Raw genomic sequence first — 25441 nt, forward strand, 5'->3', positions numbered from 1 at the left:
ACCGAGGTTGAGGTCAAGCGGGCTAACCGCGCGCAACATATGCCTAACCATTCGGGAACTTTTCGCTTTACTCGTTCTTTATCTGTATATAGTCCGACATGACGAGCACCGGGGGACGGGGCATCGGGTATTGACTGACTTCTTGCGGGTTGCGCTGAGCTTCCCGACGGCCGTTTTCAGCTTCCTTCTGATCGTGGTCGTCGGGTACTGGATCGTCGTGATCACCGGGATTTCCGACCTTGAGGGCGACGCCCCCTGGCTCGGGTTCGGCGGGGTGCCGGCCGGCATCACGATCTCCCTGCTCGTCGCCCTGGCGTGGCTGCTCACGCTGATCGGCAGCCAGTTCGCCGCGGGCCCGCTGCTGTGGGCCGTGCCGGTGCTCGCCCTCGGCGGAGCCTGGCTCGCCACCCGCGTGCTGATCGCCCCCCTGCGGAGGCTGGTGCCGGACGGACCACAGCCCTCACGTGGGGATTTCGTCGGCCAGCGGTGCGTGATCCGCACCGGGCGGGCGACCCCCGACTTCGGCCAGGCCGAGGTCACCGCCGCGGACGGGTCCTCCGCCGTCGTCCAGGTCAGGACGACCGGCCAGGACCGGCTCACCCGCGGCCAGACAGCCCTGATCTTCGAGTACGACGCAGACGGCGAGTTCTTCTGGGTCATGCCTTACGAAAGTGAGCAGTGAATGGATGTGATCTCCACCGGCGTCGGCGTGTTCATCGCCGTCGTCCTTGTGATCCTCATCGGCCTGCTGATTCTCATCAGCCGCCTTTTCCGCAAGGTCGAGCAGGGCAAGGCGCTGATCATCTCGAAGGTCAACAAAGTCGACGTGACCTTCACCGGCGCGGTGGTGCTCCCTGTCGTGCACCGGGCGGAGACGATGGACATCTCGGTGAAGACCATCGAGATCGAACGCACCGGCCGCGAAGGGCTGATCTGCCGCGACAACATCCGGGCCGACATCAAGATCACATTCTTCGTACGGGTGAACAAGACCGCCGAGGACGTCATCAAGGTCGCCCAGGCCATCGGCACCGAGCGGGCCAGCGACGAGAAGACGCTGCAGGAGCTGTTCAACGCGAAGTTCTCCGAGGCGCTCAAGACCGCCGGCAAGCACCTGGACTTCGTGGACCTCTACACCAAGCGCGACGAGTTCCGTGACGAGATCGTCCGGCTCATCGGCACCGACCTCAACGGTTACAGCCTTGAGGACGCGGCCATCGACTACCTGGAGCAGACCGCGCTGCACCAGCTCGACAAGAGCAACATCCTCGACGCGCAGGGCATCCGCAAGATCACCGAGCTGACGGCGATCGAGCACGTGCGCACCAACGAGTTCCAGCGCACCGAGGAGAAGGAGATCACCCGCCAGAACGTGGAGGCCCGCGAGGCCATCCTCGAACTGGAGCGCCGCCAGGCCGACGCCGAGATCAAGCAGAAGCGCGAGATCGAGACGATGAAGGCCCGCGAGGAGGCGGAGACCTACCGGGTGCAGGCGGAGGAGCGGCTGCGCGCCCAGAGCGCCGCTATCAAGACCGACGAGCAGCTCGGCGTGCAGCAGGAGAACCGCAACCGCGAGGTGGCCGTCGCGGAGAAGAACCGCGAGCGCGTGATCGCCATCGAGTCCGAGCGCATCGAGAAGGACCGCCTGCTGGAGGTCATCGCCCGCGAGCGGGAGACCGAGCTGTCGCGCATCGCGAAGGACAAGGAGGTCGAGACCGAGAAGCGGTCGATCGCCGAGGTCATCCGCGAGCGCATCGCCGTCGACAAGACGGTGGCCGAGCAGGAGGAGTCGATCAAGCGGCTGCGCGTGGTCGAGGAGGCCGAGCGGACCCGCCAGTCCGTCATCATCGCCGCCGAGGCCGAGGCGCAGGAGAACCTGGTCAAGGACATCAAGGCGGCCGAGGCCGCCGAGGCCGCGTCGAAGTTCAGGGCCCGCGAGGAGCTGGTGCTGGCCGAGGCCAGGCAGCAGGCGGCCGAGCTGGACGCCCGGGCCAAGATGCGGCTCGCCGAGGGTCTGCAGGCCGAGGCGGCCGCGTCCGGCCTGGCCGAGGTCCAGGTCAAGGAGCGCGACGCCGAGGCGATCGAGAAGGTCGGCAGGGCCGAGGCGCTGGTGCTGAACGAGCGGCTGCAGGCCGAGGCCGAGGGCGCCAGGGCGATGGCGCTGGTCGAGGGCGAGCGGCTCAAGGCGCAGGCTGCGGGCGAGCAGGCGATGGCGCTGGCCAACGCCGCGGCCGTGGGCGAGAAGCTCAAGGCCGAGGCGGAGGGCCTCACCGAGAAGGCCGCCGCGATGGCCGCGCTGGACGAGGCCAGCCGGGCGCACGAGGAGTACCGCCTGCGCCTGGAGGCCGACACGGAAGTGCGGCTCAAGCAGATCGACGTCACCCGCCAGGTGGCCGAGTCGCAGGCGAGCGTGCTGGCCGCGGGCCTGGCCAAGGCCAACATCGACATCGTCGGCGGCGAGACGATGTTCTTCGACAAGGTGGTGGGTTCGATCACCGCCGCCAAGACGGTCGACGGCTTCATGGAGCACTCCGAGGTGGCGGGTTCGCTCGCGGCTCCGTACCTGAACGGGAGCGCCAGCCTGATCGAGGACCTCAGGGGCGTCGTCGGCGGGGTGAGCACCGAGGACCTGAAGAACCTGACCGTCTCTGCGCTGCTCCTGCGGCTCATCCAGCAGGGCGGGCCGGAGTCGGGGCCGCTCGGCGAGCTGCTGGACACGGCCCGGCGGCTGGGCGTGGCCGACCAGCCGGTGGCCGCGCTGGCAGCGGCGAAGGTCTGACGCGTGACGGAGCAGGTCGACCTGGAGGCGGGCACCTACGAGGTGCTGCGGAACCGGCTCGGCGCCCAGGCCAGGGCGCTGGCCGCGGCCGCCGAGGCGGTCAACGCGGCGCGGCTGGAGGTGTTCGGCGGGGCGGAGCTGCGGCTGCTGGGCACCGAGCGGATCCGCACCGAGAACAACTGCGTCCCCAGGGACATCGTGTCCCTGGGTGAGGTGATGTTGTTCGGCTACAACGTCTTCATCGGGCTCAAGCCGGAGACGTCGGTGTCGGACGTGTTCGCGGTGCACCGCTTCGCCCGGGAGGGCGACGGGTTCCGGTTCGAGCAGGGCAAGCTGGAGGCGCTGGACGACCCGGCGTTCAAGAAGGACTTCGCCGAGCTCTACCGCTACTACAAGGAGACCCGGCTGAAGCAGCTCCGGCGGGTCGAGGGCAAGCTGCTGGCGGTGTTCAGGACAGGGCCGGCCGACATCCGGGTGCTGCGCTGGGCAGTCAGCCCCACCGGAGTCACGAAATATCTGGACAACAGGGGGGAGCGTGACCACGTCTTCCCCCCGTCCCACGACTTCGAGTGGACCCCGGCCACCCGCGACGACCACGTGCTCGGCCGGCACCCGCACATCGACATCCAGGGCGAGGTGTTCGTCGAGACGCTCGGCGGCGACCTCACCATCAAGATCGAGAACAACACGGAGACCGGCGAGGGCATCTACGCCGAGCCGGTCGCCGAGCCGCTGCAGAGCCTGGCGGACGCCGACGTCGAGCACGCCCGCGTCGGCCCGCTCATCCTCATGCGGATCAGGCCGTACAAGGAGGACGCCTGGCGGCACCTGGTCTTCAACACCCGCACCAAGGCCGTGACCAGGCTCGACGGCATCGGCCAGGCATGCCAGCGGCTGCCCGAGGACCAGGGCCTGATCTTCCCCGGCGGCTACTACCTGACCACCGGCGCCAGCAAGACGTTCGACACCGACGTGGCGGACCTGGAGTTCGAGCGGGTCGTGCGCGCGCCCAACGGCGAGGACGCGCTCTACGTCTTCCACGCCAGGGACGACGGCCGCTCGCTGCTGCTGCCGTACAACGTGATCAGGAAGGAGGTGGCCAACCCCATCGTCTGCCACGGGTACTCGCTGTTCGACGACGGCACGATGGTGGTCTTCCGCGCCACTTCCGAGGAGCCGACGCGGGTGCACCCGATGCAGGTGTGGCAGACGCCGTACGTCTCCGACACCTTCGCGGCCGCGCAGCCCGCCGGCACCGGCCCGCTGGAGCGGATCGGCAACGCCGAGCTGGTCCGGGGCATCTCCGACTGCCTGTCGGTCACCCGCATGGTGGAGGAGATGGCGCCGTCGGCCGCCACGTTCGAGGCGCTGATCGCCGCCTGCACGCGCTCCTTCGACAGCTACCACTGGCTGGCCGAGCACGGCCTGAGCGAGCCGCTCGCCGACGTGCGCGCCACCGCCGAGCAGGTGCTCGACGAGTACGAGCACGTCGAGCAGCTCACCGCCCAGGCCGCCGCCACGCTCGCCGAGGCCGACGAGGAGGTCACCCAGCTGGTCAGGCGGGCCGGGGCGGACGCGCCCGGCACCGCCGACGGGTGGGTGAGCCTGCTGGCCACGCTCCGCCGGGCCCAGGGCCACCTGGTGACGCTCCGCGAGGTGCGCTACATCGACACCGGCCGGCTGGACGAGCTGGCCGCGACCCTGGCCGGCGAGCTGGACGAGGCGGGCAGGCGGGCCGTGGCCTTCCTGGAAGGGGAGGACGCGTTCACCGGCTACCACGCGGCCGTCGAGGCGCTGGCCGCCGACGCGGCGGCGATCGCGACCGCCGCCGAGGCCGAGCCCGTCGCCGGACGGCTCGCCGAGCAGTCCGAGGGCCTGGAAGTGGTGACCGAGGTGGTCGGCTCCCTCGACATCGCCGACGCCACCGTGCGCACCGCCATCCTGGGCCGCATCGCCGAGGTGCTCGGCGGGGTCAACCGGGCGCGGGCGGTGCTCGACGGCCGCCGCCGCGAGCTGCTGAGCAGTGAGGGCAGGGCCGCGTTCGCCGCCGAGTTCGCGCTGCTCGGCCAGGCCATCACCGGTGCGCTGGCGATGGCCGACACCCCCGACAGGTGCGACGAGCAGCTCGGCCGGCTCATGCTGCAGATCGAGAACCTGGAGTCGCGCTTCGGCGAGATCGACGACTTCGCCGAACAGCTCGGCGGCAAGCGCGACGACGTGTACGAGGCGTTCTCGTCGCGCAAGCAGGCCCAGCTCGACGCCCTCGCCCGGCGCGCGGACCGGCTGTTCGCCTCCGCCGACCGCATCCTGGCCAGCGTCACCCGCAGGATCGCCACGCTCGGCTCGCCCGACGAGATCAACACGTACTTCGCCACCGACCAGATGGTGACCAAGCTCCGCTCGGTGGCGGCCGAGCTGCGCGAGCTCGGCGACTCCGTACGGGCCGAGGAGCTGGACGGGCGGGTCAAGGCGGCGCAGCAGGAGGCCGGGCGGGCGCTGCGCGACCGGCTCGACCTGTTCGCGGACGGCGGCGAGACGATCAGGCTGGGCCGTCACCGGTTCGCGGTGAACACCCAGCCCATCGACCTCACGCTGGTGCCTCACGACCAGGAGATGCAGCTGGCCATCACCGGCACCGACTTCCGGTCGCCGGCGCCGGCCTCGTTCGCCGACACCCGGCCCTTCTGGGAGCAGCTGCTGGTGTCGGAGACGCCCGAGGTCTACCGGGCCGAGTACCTGGCGGCCTCGCTGCTCGACCGGGTCACGCCGGGCGACGACCTGGACCGCCTGGTCCGGGAGGCCGCCGCGGCCCGCTACGACGAGGGCTACGAGCGGGGCGTGCACGACCACGACGCCGCCGCGATCCTCGGCGCGCTGATCCGGCTGCGCGACGGCGCGGGCCTGCTGCGCTACCCGCCCGAGGCGCGGGCCGCGGCCCAGCTCTTCTGGGCGCACGGCGTGGACGAGGTTTCACGTAAAACATTGGCCACCAGGGCCGTGTCGCTGGTGCGGGCCCGCGAGGTGTTCGGCCCCGGGCCCGCGCTCGCCACGCTCTCCGCCGAGCTGGGCGCGCTGATCGCCGCCTTCCTGGCGACGGCCGGCCTGCCCGACACCGACGCCGCGCTCGCCGGTGAGTATCTGGTGGAGGAGCTGGCCGGCAAGCCCGCCGGGTTCGTCACCGGCAAGACGGCCCGCGACCTGCTGGAGGGGTTCCACCACACGCTCGGGCCGGTCAGGACACGCGAGTTCGAGTCCGACCTCAAGGCCGTCGCCCTGCCGGAGCAGGTGCAGCTCGCCCGTGCCTGGCTCGGCGCTTACGCGCAGGGGCCCGAGCTGGCCGAAGCCGTCGCCGTGCAGCTGTGCGACCTGCCCAGGCACGACTCCGGCGCCACCGTCACCGCCACCGTGGAGAACCTGCTCGGCTCGCACCCGCGGATCGCCGGCAGGAAGCTGGAGATCCGGCTGGACGAGCTGCTGGCCAGGACCCGGCGGTTCGCGGCCGAGCGGGTGCCGGGCTTTCGCGCGTACCAGAAGCGGCGCACCGAGCTGGTCGCCGCCGAGCGGGAGCGGCTGCGGCTGGAGGAGTACAAGCCCAAGGTGATGAGCGCGTTCGTGCGCAACCGGCTGCTCGACGAGGTGTACCTGCCGCTGATCGGCGACAACCTGGCCAAGCAGCTCGGCTCGACGGGCGAGGGCAAGCGCACCGACCAGATGGGCCTGCTGCTGCTCATCTCGCCGCCCGGCTACGGCAAGACGACGCTGATGGAGTACGTGGCCAGCCGGCTCGGGCTGCTGTTCGTCAAGGTGAACGGGCCCGCGCTGGGGCACGACGTGACCTCGCTGGACCCGGCCGAGGCGCCCAACGCGACCGCCAGGCAGGAGGTGGAGAAGATCTCGTTCGCGCTGGAGGCGGGCAACAACACGCTGCTGTACCTGGACGACATCCAGCACACCTCGCCCGAGCTGCTGCAGAAGTTCATCTCGCTCTGTGACGCGCAGCGGCGCATCGAGGGCGTCTGGAACGGCCGCACCCGCACCTACGACCTGCGCGGCAAGCGGTTCGCCGTGTGCATGGCCGGCAACCCGTACACCGAGTCGGGGCAGCGTTTCCGGATCCCGGACATGCTCGCCAACCGGGCCGACGTGTGGAACCTGGGCGACGTGCTGTCGGGCCGGGACGACCTGTTCGCGCTCAGCTACGTCGACAACGCGCTCACGTCCAACCCGGTGCTCGCGCCGCTGTCGGCCCGCGACCGGTCGGACGTGGAGCTGCTGGTGCGACTGGCCAGGGGCGACGCCTCGGTACGGCCCGACCAGCTGAAGCACCCGTACACCAAGCCCGAGCTGGACCAGCTGCTCAGCGTGCTGCGCAAGCTGGTGCGGGTGCAGGAGGTGGTGCTGGCCAACAACCGGGCCTACATCGCCTCCGCCGCCCAGGCCGACTCCTCGCGCACCGAGCCGCCGTACCGGCTGCAGGGCTCGTACCGGAACATGAACAAGCTGGCCGAGCGGATCGTCCCGGCGATGAACGACGACGAGCTGGAGGCGCTCGTCGACGACCACTACCTCGGCGAGGCGCAGACGCTCACCGCGGACGCGGAGGCGAACCTGCTCAAGCTGGCGGAGCTGCGCGGCCGCCTCAGCCCGGAGCAGGCGGCCCGCTGGGCCGAGATCAAGGCCGCCTACCTGCGGGACAAGGCGCTGGGCGGCGACGCCGACGACCCGATGGGCCGGGCGGTCGGCGCGCTGGGCCTGCTGGCGGACCAGGTCCGTGACGTGGGCTCGGCGATCAGGAACCGCTGACGGGTCAGGTTTCCTGCCGGGTCAGGGCGGCGGTGGCGTCGCGCTGGATCGCCGTGGCCCGGCCGAGGAAGTCGAGGATGAGCTCCAGCTGCTCGTCGGTGTAGCGCTCGTACAGGCCGGCCAGGCCGGTCACCAGCGGCACGAACAGCTCGTCGAAACCGGCCAGCCGCTCCCAGTCGACCTCCACGATGACGCGGCGCCGGTCCTTGGGGTGGCGGGCCCGCCGCGCCAGCCCTTTGGCCTCCAGCCGGTCGATCAGGTTGCTGACGGTGGCGGGGGCCAGGCCGGTGTGCCGGCAGATCTCCCCCGCCGTCAGCGGACCGAGGCGTTGCAGCAGGTCGATGGTCTTCTCTTCGCTCATGCCGAGGCCCAGCCGCTCGCCCATGGCCGTGTGGTACATGACGGCGGCGTTGCTGTTCTCCCGCCCGGCCGTGGTCAGGGCGTCGAGCAATTTCTTTCGGCGATCCGAAACATCTCTGGCCATACGACCTCGCCTCGGCATATATTTCGTTCGGACGAACGAAAGGTTATCACGATGAAGGCTCTCATCACAGGGTGCGAGATCGGCGGCCCCGCCATCGCCATGGCGCTGCGCGAAGTGGGCATCGACGCCGAGATCCACGAGGCGTACGACGCCGGGGCCGAGGGCGTGGGCGCGTTCCTCAACGTCGCCTCCAACGGGATGGCCGCGCTGCGCGTGCTCAGGCTGCACCACGAGGTGGCGCGCGCCGGCATCCCCACCCCCGACATGGTCATGTGGAGCGGCACGGGCAAGCGCCTGGGCCGGGTGCCCAACGGGATGGCGCTGGACGACGGCACGGTGAGCCACACGATCCTGCGCTCGGACCTGTACCGGATCCTGCGGGACGCCGCCGCCGCACGGGGCGTCCCGATCGCCTACGGCAAGCGCATGGTCTCCTTCGACGACACCGGCTCCCAGGTGGTGGCCCGGTACGAGGACGGCACGAGCGCGACCGGCGACCTGCTGATCGCGGCCGACGGCGTGCACTCGCGCACCCGGCGGCTGCTCGACCCCGAGGCGCCCGAACCGCGCTACACCGGCCTGTACAACTGCGGCGGCATCATCAAGGACCCGAACATCACCGGCGAACCCGGCGTCTACCACATGATGTTCGGCAGGCGCGCGTTCTTCGGCTACACGGTGACCGGCGACGGCGAGACGTGGTGGTTCGCGAACCTGCCTCGCGCCCTCGGCGACGAGCCCGCGGACTGGCGGGCGGTGCTGGAGGAGGCGTTCGCGGACGACGCCGGCATCGCCGCCGGTCTGGTCCGGCGCGCCGACCTGGGCCAGGTGCTCCCCATCCACGACCTGCCGCCGGTGCCCGTGTGGCACCGCGGCAGGGTGGTGCTCACCGGCGACGCCGCGCACGCCACCTCGCCCAGTTCGGGGCAGGGCGCGTCGCAGGCCGTCGAGGACGCCGTGGTGCTCGCCCGCTGCCTGCGCGACGCCGCCGGCCACCGGGAGGCGTTCGGCCGGTACGAGAGCGAGCGGCGCGAGCGGGCCGAGCGGGTGGTCGCCTACGCCAGGAGGATCAGCAGCAGCAAGGCCGCCGGGCCGGTCGGCCGCATCTTCAGGGACGCGCTGCTGCCGATCATCCTGAGGCGTCAGGCGAACCAGGAGTCACTCGCCTGGATGTACCGTCACCAGGTCAGCCTGTGACACCGACTCCGCGCTCGCGGGAAGCAGCGGCAGCCGCACGTCGGGGGTGGGGATGAGACCGCGGGCGTGCAGCACGCCCTTGATCACCGTCGGGTTCGGCTCGGCGAACAGCGCGGCCGACAGCCGGGCCAGCCGGTGCCCCAGCGTCCTGGCCCTGGTCACGTCGCCCGCGCGCCAGGCCGTGACCAGCTCCGCGAACGCGTCCGTGGCCAGGTGCGCGGAGGCCATGATGCCGCCGGACGCGCCGAGGGCGAGCAGCGGCGAGATGAACGCGTCGTCCCCGCCCAGCACGTCGAACCCGTCCGGCAGGTCCCCGAGCAGGTCCACCGCGTCCTGGTCGACGCCCCCCGCCGCGTACTTGACGGCGGCCACGCGCGGATGGGCGCCGAGCCGCCGCAGGGTCGCCGCGCTTACGGCCTGCCCGGTCCGGTAGGGGATGTGGTAGATGACCAGCGGCACCGGCGTCTCCTCGGCCAGCGCCTCGAAGTGCGCGATCACCCCGCGCTCCGACGGCCGCAGGAAGTACGGCACGGTGACGAGCGCCGCGTCCACCCCGCCGGGCAGCTCCTTCAGCGCCTGTCCGACCGAGCGGGTGTCGTTGCCGGCGACCCCGACGGTCAGCGGCACGCCGCGCTCCCGGCAGGCGGCCGCGCAGGTCTCGATCACCCGGCTCCGCTCGTCCGGCGTCAGGGCCGCGACCTCTCCCGTCGTGCCCAGCGCGACCAGCCCCGAGGCGCCCTGGCCGAGCACGTGGTCGGCCAGCTTGCCGAGCGCGTCGAACGCCACCTCGCCGTCCGGTCCGTACGGAGTGATCAGCGGTACATGGATGCCTGTGAACATGTCTCCAGCCTGGCCCGGAAGGACACGTAAGGTCCAGCGACGTTTTCTAAGCTGCATCGTAAGATGAGCTGATGCTGGACCCTCGCAAGCTCCACCTCCTGCGCGAACTGTCCCGGCGCGGCACCATCGCGGCCGTCGCCGAGGCCGCCGCGTTCACCCCGTCGGCGGTCTCCCAGCAACTCAGCGCGCTGGAGCGGGAGGCGGGCGTGCCGCTGCTCCAACGCACCGGCCGCACCGTGACGCTCACCCCGGCGGGCCGCCTGCTCGTCGAGCACGCCCAGGCCGTGCTCGAACAGCTCGAACGCGCCTCCGCCGCCCTGGCCGCCGTCCGGGGCGGACCGTCCGGCCCGCTGCGCGTCGGCGCCTTCCCCACCGCGGCCCGCGTCCTGCTGCCGCCCGCGCTCGCCACGCTCGCCGCCGCCCACCCAGGGCTGGTGCCGATGATCTCCGAGATCGACCCCGCCGACGTCTCCGCCGCCCTGCGCGCCGGGGAGCTCGACGTCGCGCTCGTGCACGAGTACGACTTCGTGCCGCCGGTCACCGACGACGCCCTGGAGACCGAGCCGCTCTTCGCCGAGCCCATGTACCTCACCGACCGGCCCGCCATCGCCGCGGCCGCCGGCGACCCGTGGATCGCCGGCACGCCCGGCACCCTGTGCCACACGATGACGATCAGGGCCTGCCAGGCGGCCGGGTTCGAGCCGGACGTGCGCCACCACATCGACGACTTCGACACCGTGCTGTCGTTCGCGGCGGCCGGGCAGGGCGTGGCGCTGGTGCCCCGCCTCGCGGCCCTCTCCCCGCCGTCCGGGGTGCGGCTCACCCCGCTCCCCCTGCACCGCCGCACGCTCGCGGCCTTCAGGCGGGGGTACGGAGAGCATCCGGCGATCCAGGCGGCCATCGCCGCCTTCCACGAGGCCCTCGCCGGCCTCAGTCTCTGAGTACGGCGTCCAGCACGGCCGCGGTGCCGGGCCGGTCGAAGACGTCGTAGTCGCCGGCCGTGACCGCCACCACCAGGTCCCGCGACGGGATCACGAGCAGCCGCTGGCCCCCGTTTCCTGAGGCGCTCACGGCCGGCGTCGCGCCCGTCTCCACGTACCAGTGATAGCCGTAGTGGCGGTCCCCGTCGATCGGCACCCGCGGCCGGAGCGCCTCCCGGAGCCAGCTCTCCGGCACCACACCGTCGCCCCCGCGCAGCACCATCACGCCGATCGCCGCCAGGTCACGGGGCGTCAGGCGCAGCCCCGCCGCCGCCAGCGGCACCCCGTCCGCCCCCTTCGTCCACTCGAACGCGCCGATGCCCAGCGGCTCGAACAACACCTGCCTCGCGTACTCGTCCAGCGGCCTGCCCGCGCCCCGGGCGATGATCCCGCCCAGCAGCGCCGTCGCCCCGCCGCAGTAGGACCACCGCGTGCCCGGCTCCTCGACGATCGGGCGCTCCAGGACGTAGCGGTAGCGGTCGGGGGCCTCCTCCATCGCGATCTCGCTGTTGGCGGCGCTCGTGTACGGCACGCTCTCGTCCCATTCGAGGCCGAGGGTCATGGTGAGCGCGTGCTCGACGGTGAGAGCCGCGTCCGCCAGGTCCCGATGCGCGGGGAACTGGTCGAGGAGCCGCTCGCCCGGATCCGGCACCAGGCCGCTCTCCAGCGCGATCCCGTACAGCAGCGCCACCACGCTCTTGGTGATGGACCGCACGTCGTGCGGCGTGCCGGCGTCGAACGTGACATGCCCCAGCGGGTCGCCCAAACGGAAGTCCTGCCCCGCGCCGTACCGCTCCAGCACCCGCTCGCCGCGCTGGACCACCACGATCCCGTGCAGCCCGGGCGCCTCACCGGCGTTCAGTACGGCGTCCAGCCGATCCACCATGCCCGTCATGGCCTCCATCCTGGTCTAATTCCTGACACCGTGTCAGGCTCGATCGCGTGGGTAGCTGGAGAACGCGCGCGGGCGCCAGCACCCAGGGCAGGTGACATGCACAAGACAGACCCCTTTCCCTTCGAACTTTCGGTGACGGTCAGCGAACGGACCCCGGCGGCCATCGAAGCGGCCGCCTATCCCCTGGCGGAACGGTTCTTCGGCAGCGACGCGGAGGTCCACGTCGTCAGCGCCAAGGTCCAACCGGACCCGGACCACCACGACCGTTTCACAGCCACCGTCGTCTTCCGCCGAACCATCACCTAGCGGCGTCCCGCACGCCCTGGGCCGCGGTGCGGCAGAACGCTCACGTACTGTTCGGCAGAACGCCCACAGGAGTACCGGCAGAACGACCACGCACTGCTGATGACCTGCACGACCACCGAGGTCTTCAACCACATGAACGCCTGACGCCGCCCGTACCAAAGGGCTCGCCCAACCAGGCGCTCCGCGCCCCTCGCAAGCTCGGCGTGCTTCCCGGGCCTTCGGCCCTCTTCGCGCGAGGGCAAGCCCTCGCGCTGTCGTCCGGGGAAGACGGCGGCAGAGCGCTTTCACAGTCACCGGCAGAACGCTCACCAGCCCATCGGCAGACCGACCACGTGACCTCCGGCAGAACGCTCACGCGTCGGAGTTGGTCACGATGGTCCAGTTGGATGGGACGCGTACCCCGAACGGCTCACGTGACTCGCGCGTCTTGCCCAATCACCCTCCGTAAGGCATGATGGGGGCTGCCGCACCCCCTGGGGTGCGGAAGTGAGGCCGGGCCTCCCGATGGAATCGGGCGTCCGGCCTTTGCGTTTCCCGCTTCATCCGACGCATACCAGGCGTGTCTTCGGCGCGAGCATCTCATAGCAGCCTGTTCGGTCGTCCAGCCACCACGTCGTAGCGCCCACTACGGCGTCTGCCGCCCACAGAAGCGGCTCGCTGACGGATGGCTGCCATCTGACCACCAAATCGTGGGGAAGGGTTCGCGCGCGACGCATACCCGTCAGGAGGCCCCGATCGAGGTGATCCTGTTCGGCGGAACGAGCTTCGATGACAACCTCGGAGCACCCCGCCAGGCTGACTTCGCCGAGAAGCCGTTCGAGACATCGGCGGCGCGCGCGTTCGGTGCGAACTGCGCGATCGTGGATGTAGATCGTGACGATTCCGTGGATGGGCATCTCTGTGAGCCGCTGGGCTATGGCGAACTGCCGCTTGACGGGCTCGTCACGCCAATGCAGGCGAGGGCTCTTGCCGACCCGGAGCGATTCAAGTGCGACACGGATGTCGTCTTGGTCGACGGAGTCGATGACGACCGCGGCCATCGCGTAGACGCTGTCGTCGCCAGGGCGCCGACGGAGGCTCTCATCAACATAGGCCATAAGCATTAAGTAAAGATATAGCTACTCACAGTAAAAAGATGTTGTCCTATATGCACGTTCGGGCTGTCGGGCTCACCGAACGCGCCAGTCCTCCTTGCGGGGCGGGTAGGCGAAGGTCTGGGTGTCGGCCCAGTCCTCGCCGACGTTGCGGTAGTCGTGATCAGCCTCGCCGGCCGTGTGCTCGCGGCCGATGTCGACCTCGTCACTGATCGACCAGACACCGTCCACCTGCTGCTCAACGGTGTAGTAGAACTCGTTGAAGCCCGATGAGGACACCGAGGTGTTGACGATGGTGAGCGAGCTCCTCCCGGTGGTCAGCTCCGGTGGCAGCTCGACGACCTGGTCCCGCCACTTGTAGGTGCTCTCGCCGAGCAGCGGCCGCCATTCCGCCGCCGGCCGGCCGTTCACCGTGATGGTGGCGTGCTGCAGGGCGACGCCCACGTCCAGGCGGCGGATCAGCCGTACGGCGGTGTGGGCGGGGTCGACGGTCACGGTGAACCGGCTCCACCCGCCGCGGGGGAACGCGCGGCCGTCGTCGGTGACGAGGTGGCCGGGGTCCATGGTGCGGACGGGCAGGTCTTCGGGCACGCCGTGGCGGAACCTGACCGACAGGGCGATGACGGCGCCCGAGACCACGACCGCCACGAGCGCGGCGAGCAGGACGGCCCGCTGCCGGCTTCCTCCGGACCCGCGAACCGTCACCGCCTCGGCGGTCCCCTGATCCGCGAGCGGCGCGCCGGCGGGAGGTTCGCGGTCCTCCCCGATGGCCATCCGGGTGATCCGCACCCGCTCCCACGCCCGTTCCCACGCCGGGATCTGCTGCTCGGGCACCCGGCAGGCCCGCAGGAACGCCAGCATCACCGCCTTCTTGGGGAAACGCCGCCCGGCCAGCATGTCGGCGCACGTCGCCCGGGGAAGCCGGGCCCCGCCCGCCCGGTCGGCCCGCGACTCCAGCTCGCGCAGCGACACGTCGGCCCTGGCGAACTGCTCGGCCAGCACCCTCACCAGCTCCGCGTGAGAGCCCACCCGTTCCAGCGCCTGATCGACAGACCGAAGATCTGGGCCCTCTTTGGGGTTCTCGTTCATCGTCGCGCAGAACCTTGCCCTCTCCCGACCAAGGGATGTCCACCAAGTGACTCCAAGTGTAAGAGCAATTACCGAGAGCGTCCGATGCCGACCGCCGGACGTCCCGGCGCGATCGAGTCCGGCCGAGTCCGTCCGACGCGCTGTTGGACACCCCCGCCGCCCGGCTTACCTGAGTGCCGAGGCGCCGACCGGCGCCTGACACCACCACACCGGGGAGAACGACGTGACACTCCACACCGAGGAAGACAAGAAGGCGGCGCTGCGGGAGAACCCGGCCGTGACCGAGGTCCTGGCGCAGTTCGGCGACGGCGCCGAAGCCCTGCTGGACGAGCTGGCGGCCGGGCTCAGCCCCGAGCAGATCGAGGCGATACCCCCGTCACCCGCCGTACCACGGGACGACGTGGCCATCGCGGCGCTGAACTGCTGGAAGGCCCGGGCCGTGTACGCGGTCTACCAGCTGTTCGGCATGGCGGTCTGCACCATCGTCGGCGGCTACACGGGCGGGCTGGCCGCCATCGCGTGCCGCTTGATCAAGGCCGCCGCCGGCAAGGCGATCGACTGGAACCGTCTCTGCTGACGCGCCGAGCCCCCGCCCGCACCCGCGCCACGCGGGCGGGGGCCGCGGCGCGATATTGCGGTGCGGACGAGCCGGGATCCGGCCAGACTCAAGCATCATGATGAAGCGCATCAATCCCGACGAACTACATAAGACCCCCGGCTACCACCATGTCACCATCGTGGAAGCCGGCCGAACGGCGTTCCTCGCGGGCCAGTGCCCGCTCGACCAGACCGGCGCCATCGTCGGCCCCGGAGACCTGGACGCCCAGATCGACCAGGTCGCGGCCAACGCCCTCGCCGCCCTCGCCGCGGCCGGCGCCCGGCCTGAGCACGTCGTACGATCCGTGATCTACGTGGTCAGCGGTGACAGCTCCGTGCTCGGCTCCGCCTGGCGGCGTCTCAACGACTCGGTGATCGCACCGGCCTTCACCACCGCCAGCACCCTCCTCGGCGTCGCCCAGCTCGGCTTCTCAGGGCAGCTCGTCGAGGTGGACCTCACGGCGGCACTGCCCAACTGATCAAGACGGGGAGGCGGTGGAGAGCGGGGCGGCGATGTCTTCGAGGCCGCGCCGTTCCGCCTTCACCCCGAAGATCATCTCCACGATCCCCGCCAGGATCATGAGGATGGCCCCGATGGCGAAGGCCAGCGCCGTGTCCCCCGGCACCCCGCTCGACACCAGCTTGGCGAAGATGAGCGGCCCGGCGATGCCGCCCGCCGCCGTGCCGATGGCGAAGAAGAACGCGATGGCCATCGCCCTGGTCTCCATCGGGAAGATCTCGCTCACCGTCAGATAGGCCGAGCTGGCCCCCGCCGAGGCCACGAAGAGCACCGCCGACCAGCAGGCCGTGAGCGTCACAGCGGTCAGCATCCCCTCGTTGAACAGCCACGCGGTCCCCAGCAGCAGCACCCCCGACCCCACATAGGTCGCCGAGATCATCGGAACCCGGCCGACGGTGTCGAAGAGCCTGCCCAGCAGCAGCGGCCCGAGGAAGTTGCCGACCGCGATGACGGCGAAGTAGTAGCCGGTGTGCGTGTCGATCTCGTAGAACGTCGACAGGATCTGCGCGTACCCGAAGGTGATCGCGTTGTAGAGGAACGCCTGCCCGATGAAGAGCGACAGCCCCAGGACGGTCCGCGTGGGGTAGAGGGCGACCATGGTGTGCGCGATCCGGATGAACCCGATCGACTTGCGCGTGTGGATGGTGATGGCCTGCCGGGGTTCGGGCAGGGCGGCGCCGACCTCCTTCTCGACCTCGCGCTCAACCCCCTGGACGATCTTCTCCGCTTCGTCGCCGCGCCCGTGGATGAAGAGCCAGCGCGGGCTCTCCGGTACGTGCCTGCGCACGAGCAGGATGGCCAGCCCGAGCACCACGCCCAGCCCGAAGGCGACCCGCCAGCCGATGTTGACGGGCAGGTTGTTCAGCAGCGGCACGGTCAGCAGCGCGCCTCCGGCGGCGCCGAGCCAGTAGCTGCCGTTGATGAGGATGTCGATCCGGCCGCGGTGCCTGCTGGGGATGAGCTCGTCGATCGCGGAGTTGATGGCCGCGTACTCGCCCCCGATCCCGAATCCGGTCAGGAAGCGGAACAGGAAGAACCACCACACGCTGAACGAGAACGCGGTGGCCAGCGTGGCCGCCAGGTAGACGAGCAGCGTGATGATGAACAGTTTCTTCCTGCCGAACCTGTCGGTCAGCCATCCGAAGAACAGCGCACCCGAGCAGGCTCCGGCGACGTAGAGCGCGGCGGCGAGGCCGGCGACCTGTTCCTGGGAGATGTCCAGGCCGCTGCCGGGCTTGGCGAGCTGGGCGGACAGGTTGCCGACGATGGTGACTTCGAGCCCGTCGAGGATCCAGACGGTGCCGAGGCCGATGACGATCATCCAGTGCCAGCGGGACCAGGGCAGCCGGTCCAGGCGCGCCGGAACCTTGGTGGTGATCGTGCCGGTCTCGACATCGCTCATGAGCACCTCGGGTTACCCGGCGACCGGCGCTCAAACCTTCAGCGCCTCCACCATGCGGGTCCTCGCCCACGACCCGCCGTACCAGTACCGCCGGCCCAGGTCGCGGCTGTGCACGTCGCGCGCGCCGAGCCCGCGCAGGACGGCCTCGTACGCGGGCACGTGCCTGACGTCCGCGACGAGCAGCAGCCCGCCGGGGCGCAGCACCCGGTACGCCTCGCGCAGGGCCTGCTCGCGCCCGGCGGCGCCGGGGACGCGGTGCAGGGCGAGCGCGGACACGACGACGTCGAACCGCTCGTCGCCGAACGGCAACTCGTGCAAATCGGCGGTGACCAGGTCGACGCGTTCCGAGACGCCTTCGGCCTCGGCGTTGGCCCTGGTGAGCGGCTCGCCGGTGGAGCGCCACGGGTCCACGCCGGTGGCCCGGCCTGACGACAGCCGCCGGGCGGCGAGCAGGAGCACGGCGCCGCGCCCGCAGCCGAGGTCCAGCACGTCCTCGCCGCCTTCGAGCCGGTCCAGCTCCTCGCCCCACACGGCGAACCTGCCGCGCCGGGTGGTGTAGAGGTGGCTGGCGGCGCTGGCGAGCGTGTAGACGGCACCGCTGGTGAAGACCACACCGGTGACGAGGATCCCGGTGACGAACGAGAAGGCGGCCAGCGCGACCAGCAGGACCGTCCCGAGTATGAGGCCGGTCAACGCCCAGGGTGCGTCCAAACCGTACTTTCCGCGTCCATCACCCACATGGACGTTATAACGCAAAGAATCTCTTGACCCCATGTTTGGTGTTTCGCGTCATCAGGTGAGGTCAATCGGCCGCAAAGCTCATTAGCGTTGGAGAGATCTGCGGACACCAGGGGGTTTGACCAGGCATGAGAGGTAGGAAGCGCGGCTTCGGACTCGGTTCCAGCCTCGGGCTGACCCTGGGGTCCGCTCTGTTGTGGGGCGTCGCTCATTTGGCGACGCAGCGGCATCGCACCGCATTCGTGCTCATGTCGGTGCAGATCGTACTGATCGCCGCGATCCTTACGGTGCTCACCGCGTTCAGCACCCAGTTGCTGTCGCTGGCCGTCCAGCCGGGGTGGATGACCGGGCTGGCGCTCATCCTGGCCGCCGTCGCGATCGCCTGGACGGCCGTGATCATCTGGTCGTACATGCTGGTACGGCCCGCCGCGTCAGGCATGCCGGGCCGCGCCCTGGCCGCCGGCCTGGCCGTCTCCCTGTGCGCGCTGGTGCTGGCCCCGACCGCGTACGCGGCGCGGATGGCGTACGTGTCGCGCGACCTGGTGCACCACCTGTTCGCCGGCAACATGGGCCCGGTCGTGGCCGACGACCCGTGGAGTGGCACGCAGCGGGTGAACTTCCTGCTCATCGGTGCCGACTCGGCGCCGAACCGGCCCGGGGTGCGCACCGACAGCATGACCGTGGCCAGCGTGGACACCGCGACCGGCGCGACCACGCTGCTCGGCCTGCCGCGCAACCTGGAGGAGGTGCCGATGCCCGCGGGCCCCGCCCGCGCCAGGTTCCCCTACGGCTTCACCGGCGACGGCCTGGACTCCCCCGGCCTGCTCAACGAGGTCTTCCAGTACGCCGAGAACCATCCGGAGGTCGTGCCGGGCGTGCCCGACGGGCAGCGCGGCCCGGCCCTGCTGAAGGAGACGGTCGGCGGCGTGCTCGGCATCCCGGTCCGCTACTACGCCATGGTCGACATGAAGGGCTTCGCCGAGATGATCGACGCCGTGGGCGGTGTGCGGATCACCGTCGAGGAGCCGATCGTGTACGGCAAGTACCGCGAGGGCCTGCTACCGGCGGGCACCCGCCGGCTGAGCGGCGAGGAGGCGCTCTGGTACGGCCGCTCCCGCACCGACAGCGACGACTACGTGCGCATGGGCCGCCAGAAGTGCCTGATCAACGCGGTGGCCAGGCAGGCCGACCCGGTCACGCTGCTCAACAGCTTCGACGGCCTGGCCACGGCCACCAAGCGGGCGATCTCCACGGACGTCCCGCAGGACCTGCTCCCCGCCCTGGTCGAGCTGGCGCAGAAGGTCCGCGACAACCCGATCAAGAGTCTCAACTTCGTCCCCCCGCTGATCAACACCGCCTACCCGGACTGGCGGTTCATCAGGCACAAGGTCAACGAGGCGCTCTCCCCGGTGGCGCGCACGCCCGCGCCCGCCGCCCAGGCGGCCCGCCCGACCGCGTCCCCCGAGGGCCCGGTGACCCTCGACAAGACCTGCGGCTGACGGTCAGGCCAGGGGCGCTCCCGGCGGCGCGCCCGCGCCGGCCGTCTTCGTCTCGCCCGCGGCCGCGCGCGGCACGGGGTAGGCGACGTGCATGCGCAGCAGGGAGCGGTCGCCGGACCGTTCGACGACGACCTCGTCGCAGAGCCTGCGGATGATCCAGAGACCGTAGCCGCGCGACGCCGCCGGAGGCGGGTCGGCGCCCTGCCGGTAGAGGTCGCCGGCCGTCAGCGTGCCCGCCGAGTCGGCCACGTCGATCCAGATGCCCCGGTCGTCGGCCCAGGCGTCCAGCCTGCCGGACCCGCCGCCGTGTTCGAGCACGTTGTCGGCCGCCTCGTTGACGGCGATCACCAGGTCGTCCAGCCGCGAGCCGGACAGCCCTTCCGCGCTGGCGAAGGCGCGCACGTGCTCACGAAGCAGGCCAAGGTCAGCGGTGATGGGGCAGCTCAGCGCTGTCTCCTCGCCCATGCTCAACTCCCGGCATGATTCGGCCCGGCTGCTTGCTGCCCGCTCCTCGTGGACGCATACATCGAGCGATCCTGACCTGGCCTCTTGCGCGTGCGGGCGCGCTCACACCGGGATCCCCCCGGCATCCGGACCACAGCGGAAGTTACACCGTCTACACCGGCTTTTCCGAGCATTACGCCATATCGCGGTCATATCGACACTCTTTCCGCATGTCACCGGCCCGACATGACGCTCGATCGCCACTCCCGGCACCGGCTCCTGTGGCATGATGATGACGCGACAGTGGAAACGGTTTTCATAATCGTGATCAGGAGGGACAAACCGTGAGAGTGGCCTTCGTCGGCAAGGGCGGCAGTGGCAAGACCACGCTGTCGGCGCTGTTCGCGAGACACGTGGCGAGCCGGGGAGCCCCGGTGGTCGCCGTCGACGCCGACATCAACCAGCACCTGGCGCTGGTGCTGGGCCTCGACCGGCCGCCCGAGCCGCTGGGCGCCCACCTCGGCGAGATCAAGGATCTGCTGCGCGGCGACAACCCGCGCATCCCGTCGGCCGACGCCATGGTCAAGACCACCCCGCCCGGCCACGGCTCCCGGCTCCTGCGCTTCCACGAGCTCGCCGCCTACGAGCACGCGGTCACCACCTCCGAGGGCATCAGGCTCATGGCCACCGGCCCGTTCGAGGAGGACGACCTGGGCGTCGCCTGCTACCACTCCAAGGTCGGCGCGGTGGAGCTGCTGCTCAACCACCTGGTCGACGGTCCGGGCGAGTACGTGGTGGTCGACATGACGGCCGGTTCCGACTCGTTCGCCTCCGGCCTGTTCACCCGCTTCGACCTGACCTTCCTGGTCGCCGAGCCGACCCGCCAGGGCGTGGGCGTCTACCGGCAGTACCGCGACTACGCCGCCGACTACGGCGTGGCGCTGGCCGTCGTCGGCAACAAGGTGCACGGCCCGTCCGACGTCGACTTCCTGCGCGAGCACGTCGGCTCCGGCCTGCTCACCTGGATGGAACACTCCGGGGCCGTGCGCGCGATGGAGCAGGGCCGCCCGTTCGCCCTCGACGACCTGGAGCCGGCCAACTCCGACGCGCTCGCCGTGCTGCTCAAGCACCTCGACGAGCAGGAGAAGGACTGGGCGCGGTTCGGCAGGCAGGCGGCCGAGTTCCACCTGCGCAACGCCAGAGCGTGGGCCAACGCCAAGACCGGCGTCGACCTCACCGGTCAGATCGACCCCGGCTTCGTCTACGGGCCCTGACCACACGACTGTCCCCCTCCAGCCATCTGGAGCGTTTCCAGATGCTCACCTAGCGTCAAAAGGCGATGTTCTTCTGAAAGGAGACAGCATGTCGCTGACCGTTCCGAACGATCTGCTCGACCGGGCCCGTGCGGGCGACGTCGACGACGCGGCCTTCGTGGCCTGCGTGCGCGACTCCCTGCCCTACGCCTGGTCGGTGATCAGCGAGCTGGTCGAGCAGCGAGACAAGACCGGAGCCGAGTTCGCCGACAACCAGGTGCCGCCACCGGACGAGCAGGCGCGCGGGGAGCTCCTGCGCTGCCTGGCCAGCGATGCCATGCGCGGTGCCCTGGAGCGTCACTTCGGCGTTCGCCTCGCCTTCCAGAACTGCCACCGGGTGGCCGTGTTCGCGCCGTCCGCCGGCGAGGCGCTGCGCGAGTTCGTCACGCCCCGCGCGCAGATCCTCAACCAGAAGCCGGAGCTCGTCGACTGCTAGCTCCGCGCGCCTCCGGTGGGCGACCCGCCTACCGGAGGCGCGGCAGCACCTCCGCGCCCAGCCGCCGGACGTTCTCCACCACCCGATCCTTGTCTCCCGCGCCCTCCACCATGAGCAGGAACCTCTCGACGCCGGTCGCCTCGGCCGTGCGGGTCAGCCGTTCCACGCAGAGCTCCGGTGAACCGACCGGGTGGATGCGGGTGAGGAGGTCCACGTACGCGCCGACGTCCCTGGGCGGGCGCGGCCGGCCGTCCACCGGCACGTAACCGGCGAGCCCCGGCTCCAGCCAGGCGGGCATCGCCCGCTTCAGCTCCCCGACCGCCTCCGGCGTGCTGTCGGCGACGTGCGCCACCGCCGCCGCCACGTGCCCCGGACCCGCCCCGGCGTGGCCCGTCCCCTCGGCTCGCCGGGCGTAGCCGCTGACCATGGCGGCCTTCTCCGCGTCCCCGACGTGCATGCCGAGCAGCATCGGCAGGCCCCGGTCGGCCGCCAGCGCGGCCGTCGCCCCGGACGTGCAGGCCACGACAGGCCGCATCCGGGCCGCGGGCACCAGGTTCACCTCGCGGAAGGCGAAGAACTCGCCGCCGGCCTTGACCGGCCCGCCCGACAGCGCGGCGGTGAGCAGGTCCAGCGCCTCGGGGAAGCCGCGCTCGAACCGCGCCGGCCCGGTGCCGAACACCTCCAGGTCCACCCACGGCCCGCCCCTGCCGACGCCCAGCGTGAACCGGCCGCCCGACAGGTGGTGGAGCATCGCCGCCTGCTCGGCCAGCGCGATCGGGTGCTGCGTGGACAGCACGCTCACCGCGGTGCCGAGGCCGATGCGCGAGGTCCTGCCGGTCGCCACCGCCGCCAGCGTGGTGGGCGACGGGCAGACGCCGTAGGACATGAAGTGGTGTTCGGCGATCCACGCCTCGTCGAACCCGGCCCGCTCCGCGGCCACGATCAGATCGACGGTGTCGGCCAGGACCTGCCCTGGCTCGCGACCGGGGAAGCCGGCCGCGATGAGGAAGATGCCGATGCGCACCTCTCCGATGATGTCAGCCGAAGAGGCTGACCTGCCCCTCCCCCACGGCTGGATCCCGGTGTCGCTTCAGGTGCCGCCACGCGGGCAGGTCGTCGAGGTACGACCAGGAAAGCCGGTGATGCGGTGTCGGCCCGAGCCGGGCCAGCGCCTCCTGGTGGAGCGGCGACGGGTAGCCGGCGCTCTCCGTGAACCCGTACTCCGCGAACCCGATCGCCGCCATGTGAGCGTCCCTGCGGACCTTGGCCAGCACCGACGCGGCGGCCACCGACACGCTGGCCGCGTCGCCCCGGACCTCCAGCCGCACCCGCCAGGGCGGACCGATGTAGTCGTGCTTGCCGTCGAGGATCACCGCGTCGGGCCTGACCGGCAGCGCCTCCAGCGCCCGCCTGGCCGCCCTGCGCAGCGCCTCGGTCATGCCCAGCTCGTCGATCTCCAGGTGGGACGCCTCGCCGAAGCCGACGCCCGCGGCCCACGGCTCCAGCTCGGCCGCCACCGCCTCGCGCCTGGCCGCGGTGAGCCGCTTGGAGTCGGTCAGCGCGGCCGGCGGCTCCCCGTCGCCCGCGACCACGGCGCAGACGGTGACCGGGCCCGCCCAGGCGCCCCGGCCCACCTCGTCCACGCCCGCGACCGTGCGGATGCTCGGCTGGGACAGCAGCAGGTGCTCGATGTCGTACGAGGGCGGCATGGCCCCAGAGGCTACCGGGCCGCGAGCCGTACGGCGGCGAGGTCGGCGGCGATGAGCCGGGCCGCGACGTGGATCGCGCGCAGCGTGACCGAGACCGAGGGCCGGTTCACGCTGGAGGCGCGGGCGACGGCGAGCACCTCGCGGGCCACCGGGTTGCCGGGGAAGTCGCGCACCGACAGCCCGCGCACCCCGGCGGCCAGCGCCAGCGCGGGCACGGCGGCGATGCCGATGCCCTTGGCCACCAGCGACAGGATCGTGCCGAGGCCCTCGAACTCCCACGGGACCGGCTTGGTGCCGCCCACGTCCATCAGCAGCCGGTCCATCGCCAGCCTGGACGGCTCGCCGTCGGGGGTGGCCATCCACGGCTCGTCGCGCAGTTCGCGCAGGTCGAGCGGCACTTCCGGGTCGGCGAGCCGGTGCTTGCGCGGCACCACGAGCACGAGCGGGTCGGACAGCAGCGGGAAGACGCGCAGGTTGTCGCTGTCGGCGGCTCGCCCGTACCAGTCGTCGACCAGGGCGATGTCCACCTCACCCGATTGCACCTCGCGCATTCCCCTTCCGGACCGGCTCTGCCGCAGGCGGAGCGTGAGTTCGGTGTGGCGGCGGAGGGAGCGGGCGAGCGCCGGGGCGAATGCCACCGCCGCTGTGGGGAAGGCAGTGACCACGACGCGCCCGGCGGGACTCCCCGCGTGGGCCGACAGGTCTGATTCCGCCTCTTCGACCATGGAAAGGATGCGTTCCGCGTGGGCCACGAGCCGCCGTCCGGCGTCGGTGAGTTCAGCGCTTCTGGCCGTCCGGTCGATGAGGGCGGTGCCCGCCTCGCGTTCCAGCGCCGCCAGCTGCTGGGAGACCGCGGAGGGACTGTAGCCGAGGGATTCGGCGGTCCCGGCGATGCTGCCCCGGCGGGCGAACTCGCAGATCAACATCAAACGCCGCAGATCAAGCATCAGACTTCCTTATGCCTACCCACAACAAGCCTCGCTTGTACTGATGCCTTCATCCAACCACCCTGGGAACGTGACAAACATGGCTGTGACTCTGTCTGCCACCCTGGCGGCGAACGAGGACATCGAGCGAAGACGACGCGCCGGGGAACGCGTGCTGAACCTGGCCTTCGGCGAGGCCGGTCTGCCCGTCCACCCGGCGCTGCGCGAGCAGCTGGCCGCCGCATCCCATCGCAACGGCTACGGGCCGGTCGCGGGGGCGGCCGGACTCCGCGGCGCGGCAGCGGGCTACTGGACTCGACGGGGGCTCATCACCGACCCCGAGCAGGTCGTCTGCGGGCCCGGCAGCAAGTCGCTGCTGTACGGGCTGCTGCTGGCGATCGGCGGTGACGTCGTCCTGACCATGCCCAGCTGGGTCAGCTACGCGGCGCAGGCCGATCTGGTCGGCTCCAGCCCGATCCTGCTGCCCCCGCCGCCGGGCGAGGGGGGCGTGCCGGATCCCGACCTGGTGGCCGAGGCCGTGCGCGGCGCCCGCGCGCGGGGCAGGACCGTACGCTCCGTGCTGGTGACGCTGCCGGACAACCCGACGGGGATGCTCGCGCCGAGGCGGACCATCAGCCGGCTGGTGGAGGTCGCCCGCGAGCTGGACCTCTACGTCATCTCCGACGAGATCTACCGCGACCTGCTGCACGATCCCGGCCAGGAGTACACCTCGCCCGCCGACCTCGCGCCCGAGCGCACCCTGATCACCACCGGGCTCAGCAAGAGCCTGGCGCTGGGCGGCTGGCGGATCGGCGTGGCCAGGCTCCCCGACGGCGCCGACGACCTGCGCGGACGGTTGCTCGCCGTGGCCAGCGAGATCTGGTCCGCGCCGGCCGCGCCGGTGCAGGAGGCGGCCGTCTACGCCTTCACCGATCCGCCCGAGCTGACCGAGCGCATCACGCGCAGCGGGCGCCTGCACGGCACCGTGGCGCACGCCGTCCGCGACCGGTTCCTGGCGATCGGCGCGTCCGTGCCGGCCCCGCAGGGCGGTTTCTACCTCTACCCCGACCTGGGCCACCTGGGCCTCGGCGGCTCGGCGGAGATCACCCGGCTCCTGCTCGACACGCACGGCATCGGCGTGCTGCCCGGCCACGCGTTCGGCGACGACCCGGCCGCCGCGCGGGTCCGCGTCGCGGTCAGCCTCATGTACGGGGAGACGCACGAGGAGCGCATGGCCGCGCTGGAGAGCTCCGACCCGCTCCGGCTGCCGTGGATCAAGGCCAGCCTGGACCATCTGGCCCTGGGCCTGGCGGAGCTGTCGCTGACGCGCCCCGCCCTGGTCTCCTGACCCCCTTCAGACATGCGGAGGCCCCGCCCTGTCCCCCCAGGG

At 71.1% G+C, this 25441-nt stretch carries 23 protein-coding genes; 13 read left to right on the forward strand and 10 right to left on the reverse strand.

All coding sequences use genetic code 11. The annotated features are described in order from the left end of the window. Positions 1-142: 142 nt before the first annotated feature. The 3 genes from AB0K05_RS30935 to AB0K05_RS30945 are packed head-to-tail and all read left to right on the forward strand — an operon-like array spanning position 143 to position 7582. Positions 143-682: a hypothetical protein gene (locus tag AB0K05_RS30935; protein WP_271277291.1), complete on the forward strand. Its 540-nt coding sequence runs from the start codon at positions 143-145 to the stop codon at positions 680-682. After that, positions 683-2779, forward strand: coding sequence for a flotillin family protein (locus tag AB0K05_RS30940; RefSeq protein WP_219549896.1), 2097 nt, complete (start codon positions 683-685; stop codon positions 2777-2779). It begins immediately after the preceding gene. Positions 2780-2782: 3 nt separating this feature from the next. Beyond that, positions 2783-7582, forward strand: coding sequence for a DNA repair ATPase (locus AB0K05_RS30945; protein WP_364233803.1), 4800 nt, complete (start codon positions 2783-2785; stop codon positions 7580-7582). Positions 7583-7586: 4 nt separating this feature from the next. On the opposite strand, the gene AB0K05_RS30950 is transcribed toward AB0K05_RS30945, so the two are convergent. After that, positions 7587-8033: a MarR family transcriptional regulator gene (locus AB0K05_RS30950; RefSeq protein WP_271277293.1), complete on the reverse strand. Its 447-nt coding sequence runs from the start codon at positions 8031-8033 to the stop codon at positions 7587-7589. An 84-nt stretch (positions 8034-8117) separates the two neighbouring features. Here AB0K05_RS30950 and AB0K05_RS30955 point away from each other — a divergent pair, with 84 nt between their 5' ends. Continuing rightward, positions 8118-9263 (forward strand): FAD-dependent monooxygenase, encoded by a 1146-nt coding sequence (locus AB0K05_RS30955; protein WP_364233805.1) that lies wholly within the window; start codon positions 8118-8120, stop codon positions 9261-9263. Here AB0K05_RS30955 and dapA read toward each other — a convergent pair. Next, positions 9225-10103, reverse strand: coding sequence for a 4-hydroxy-tetrahydrodipicolinate synthase (gene dapA / locus AB0K05_RS30960; protein ID WP_271277295.1), 879 nt, complete (start codon positions 10101-10103; stop codon positions 9225-9227). The two genes, AB0K05_RS30955 and dapA, sit on opposite strands and share 39 nt — an antisense overlap. 71 nt (positions 10104-10174) lie before the next feature. Between dapA and AB0K05_RS30965 the strand changes: the two genes are divergently transcribed. After that, positions 10175-11044, forward strand: a complete 870-nt coding sequence (locus tag AB0K05_RS30965; protein ID WP_148036029.1) for a LysR family transcriptional regulator — start codon at positions 10175-10177, stop codon at positions 11042-11044. Here the strand turns inward: AB0K05_RS30965 and AB0K05_RS30970 are convergent. Next, positions 11034-11978 (reverse strand): serine hydrolase domain-containing protein, encoded by a 945-nt coding sequence (locus AB0K05_RS30970; protein ID WP_271277296.1) that lies wholly within the window; start codon positions 11976-11978, stop codon positions 11034-11036. The genes AB0K05_RS30965 and AB0K05_RS30970 overlap by 11 nt on opposite strands. Positions 11979-12074: 96 nt before the next feature. Between AB0K05_RS30970 and AB0K05_RS30975 the strand changes: the two genes are divergently transcribed. Further along, on the forward strand, positions 12075-12284 hold the full coding sequence (locus AB0K05_RS30975; RefSeq protein WP_148036027.1) for a hypothetical protein: 210 nt from the start codon (positions 12075-12077) through the stop codon (positions 12282-12284). Positions 12285-13024: 740 nt separating this feature from the next. Beyond that, positions 13025-13390 carry a hypothetical protein gene (locus AB0K05_RS30980; protein ID WP_271277297.1) on the forward strand — a complete coding sequence of 122 codons (366 nt, stop codon included), beginning with the start codon at positions 13025-13027 and terminating at the stop codon, positions 13388-13390. 63 nt (positions 13391-13453) lie between these two features. Here AB0K05_RS30980 and AB0K05_RS30985 read toward each other — a convergent pair whose 3' ends face one another. Next, positions 13454-14407 carry a hypothetical protein gene (locus tag AB0K05_RS30985; protein ID WP_364233809.1) on the reverse strand — a complete coding sequence of 318 codons (954 nt, stop codon included), beginning with the start codon at positions 14405-14407 and terminating at the stop codon, positions 13454-13456. Between the two features lie 283 nt (positions 14408-14690). Between AB0K05_RS30985 and AB0K05_RS30990 the strand changes: the two genes are divergently transcribed. Both AB0K05_RS30990 and AB0K05_RS30995 read left to right on the forward strand, forming a co-directional pair. Then, positions 14691-15044, forward strand: coding sequence for a hypothetical protein (locus AB0K05_RS30990; RefSeq protein ID WP_364233811.1), 354 nt, complete (start codon positions 14691-14693; stop codon positions 15042-15044). Between the two features lie 97 nt (positions 15045-15141). Next, positions 15142-15543: a RidA family protein gene (locus tag AB0K05_RS30995; RefSeq protein WP_219549882.1), complete on the forward strand. Its 402-nt coding sequence runs from the start codon at positions 15142-15144 to the stop codon at positions 15541-15543. Here the strand turns inward: AB0K05_RS30995 and AB0K05_RS31000 are convergent, their stop codons facing one another. Together AB0K05_RS31000 and AB0K05_RS31005 are read right to left on the reverse strand one after the other, a co-directional pair. Continuing rightward, a complete protein-coding gene (locus tag AB0K05_RS31000; protein ID WP_219549880.1) occupies positions 15544-16986 on the reverse strand; it encodes an MFS transporter in 1443 nt (480 codons plus the stop codon). Positions 16987-17016: 30 nt separating this feature from the next. After that, a complete protein-coding gene (locus tag AB0K05_RS31005; protein ID WP_364233814.1) occupies positions 17017-17697 on the reverse strand; it encodes a class I SAM-dependent methyltransferase in 681 nt (226 codons plus the stop codon). Positions 17698-17972: 275 nt separating this feature from the next. Between AB0K05_RS31005 and AB0K05_RS31010 the strand changes: the two genes are divergently transcribed. After that, the gene (locus AB0K05_RS31010; protein ID WP_271277301.1) at positions 17973-19223 is read left to right on the forward strand and encodes an LCP family protein; all 1251 of its coding nucleotides are present in this window, start codon (positions 17973-17975) and stop codon (positions 19221-19223) included. 3 nt (positions 19224-19226) lie between these two features. Here the strand turns inward: AB0K05_RS31010 and AB0K05_RS31015 are convergent, their stop codons facing one another. Then, entirely contained in the window at positions 19227-19688 is a 462-nt protein-coding gene (locus tag AB0K05_RS31015; protein WP_364233817.1) for an ATP-binding protein, read from the reverse strand. A gap of 323 nt (positions 19689-20011) precedes the next feature. On the opposite strand from AB0K05_RS31015, the gene AB0K05_RS31020 reads away from it, so the two are divergent. Both AB0K05_RS31020 and AB0K05_RS31025 read left to right on the forward strand, forming a co-directional pair. After that, positions 20012-20941, forward strand: coding sequence for an ATP-binding protein (locus tag AB0K05_RS31020; RefSeq protein WP_364233820.1), 930 nt, complete (start codon positions 20012-20014; stop codon positions 20939-20941). Positions 20942-21029: 88 nt separating this feature from the next. Further along, positions 21030-21416 carry an SCO5389 family protein gene (locus tag AB0K05_RS31025; RefSeq protein ID WP_148036017.1) on the forward strand — a complete coding sequence of 129 codons (387 nt, stop codon included), beginning with the start codon at positions 21030-21032 and terminating at the stop codon, positions 21414-21416. 28 nt (positions 21417-21444) lie between these two features. On the opposite strand, the gene AB0K05_RS31030 is transcribed toward AB0K05_RS31025, so the two are convergent. From AB0K05_RS31030 to AB0K05_RS31040, 3 genes are read right to left on the reverse strand one after another with little or no spacing between them, the layout of a single operon-like run. Beyond that, positions 21445-22440, reverse strand: a complete 996-nt coding sequence (locus tag AB0K05_RS31030; RefSeq protein WP_364233823.1) for an LLM class flavin-dependent oxidoreductase — start codon at positions 22438-22440, stop codon at positions 21445-21447. A gap of 13 nt (positions 22441-22453) precedes the next feature. Further along, positions 22454-23125: a ribonuclease HII gene (locus tag AB0K05_RS31035; protein WP_364233825.1), complete on the reverse strand. Its 672-nt coding sequence runs from the start codon at positions 23123-23125 to the stop codon at positions 22454-22456. A gap of 11 nt (positions 23126-23136) precedes the next feature. Continuing rightward, a complete protein-coding gene (locus tag AB0K05_RS31040) occupies positions 23137-24072 on the reverse strand; it encodes a LysR family transcriptional regulator (protein WP_364233828.1) in 936 nt (311 codons plus the stop codon). Positions 24073-24151: 79 nt separating this feature from the next. Between AB0K05_RS31040 and AB0K05_RS31045 the strand changes: the two genes are divergently transcribed. After that, on the forward strand, positions 24152-25399 hold the full coding sequence (locus AB0K05_RS31045; protein WP_364233831.1) for a pyridoxal phosphate-dependent aminotransferase: 1248 nt from the start codon (positions 24152-24154) through the stop codon (positions 25397-25399). The last annotated feature ends 42 nt before the right edge of the window (positions 25400-25441 follow it).

This window comes from Nonomuraea sp. NPDC049486, from assembly GCF_040676925.1.
GTDB classification, from domain to species: domain Bacteria; phylum Actinomycetota; class Actinomycetes; order Streptosporangiales; family Streptosporangiaceae; genus Nonomuraea; species Nonomuraea ferruginea.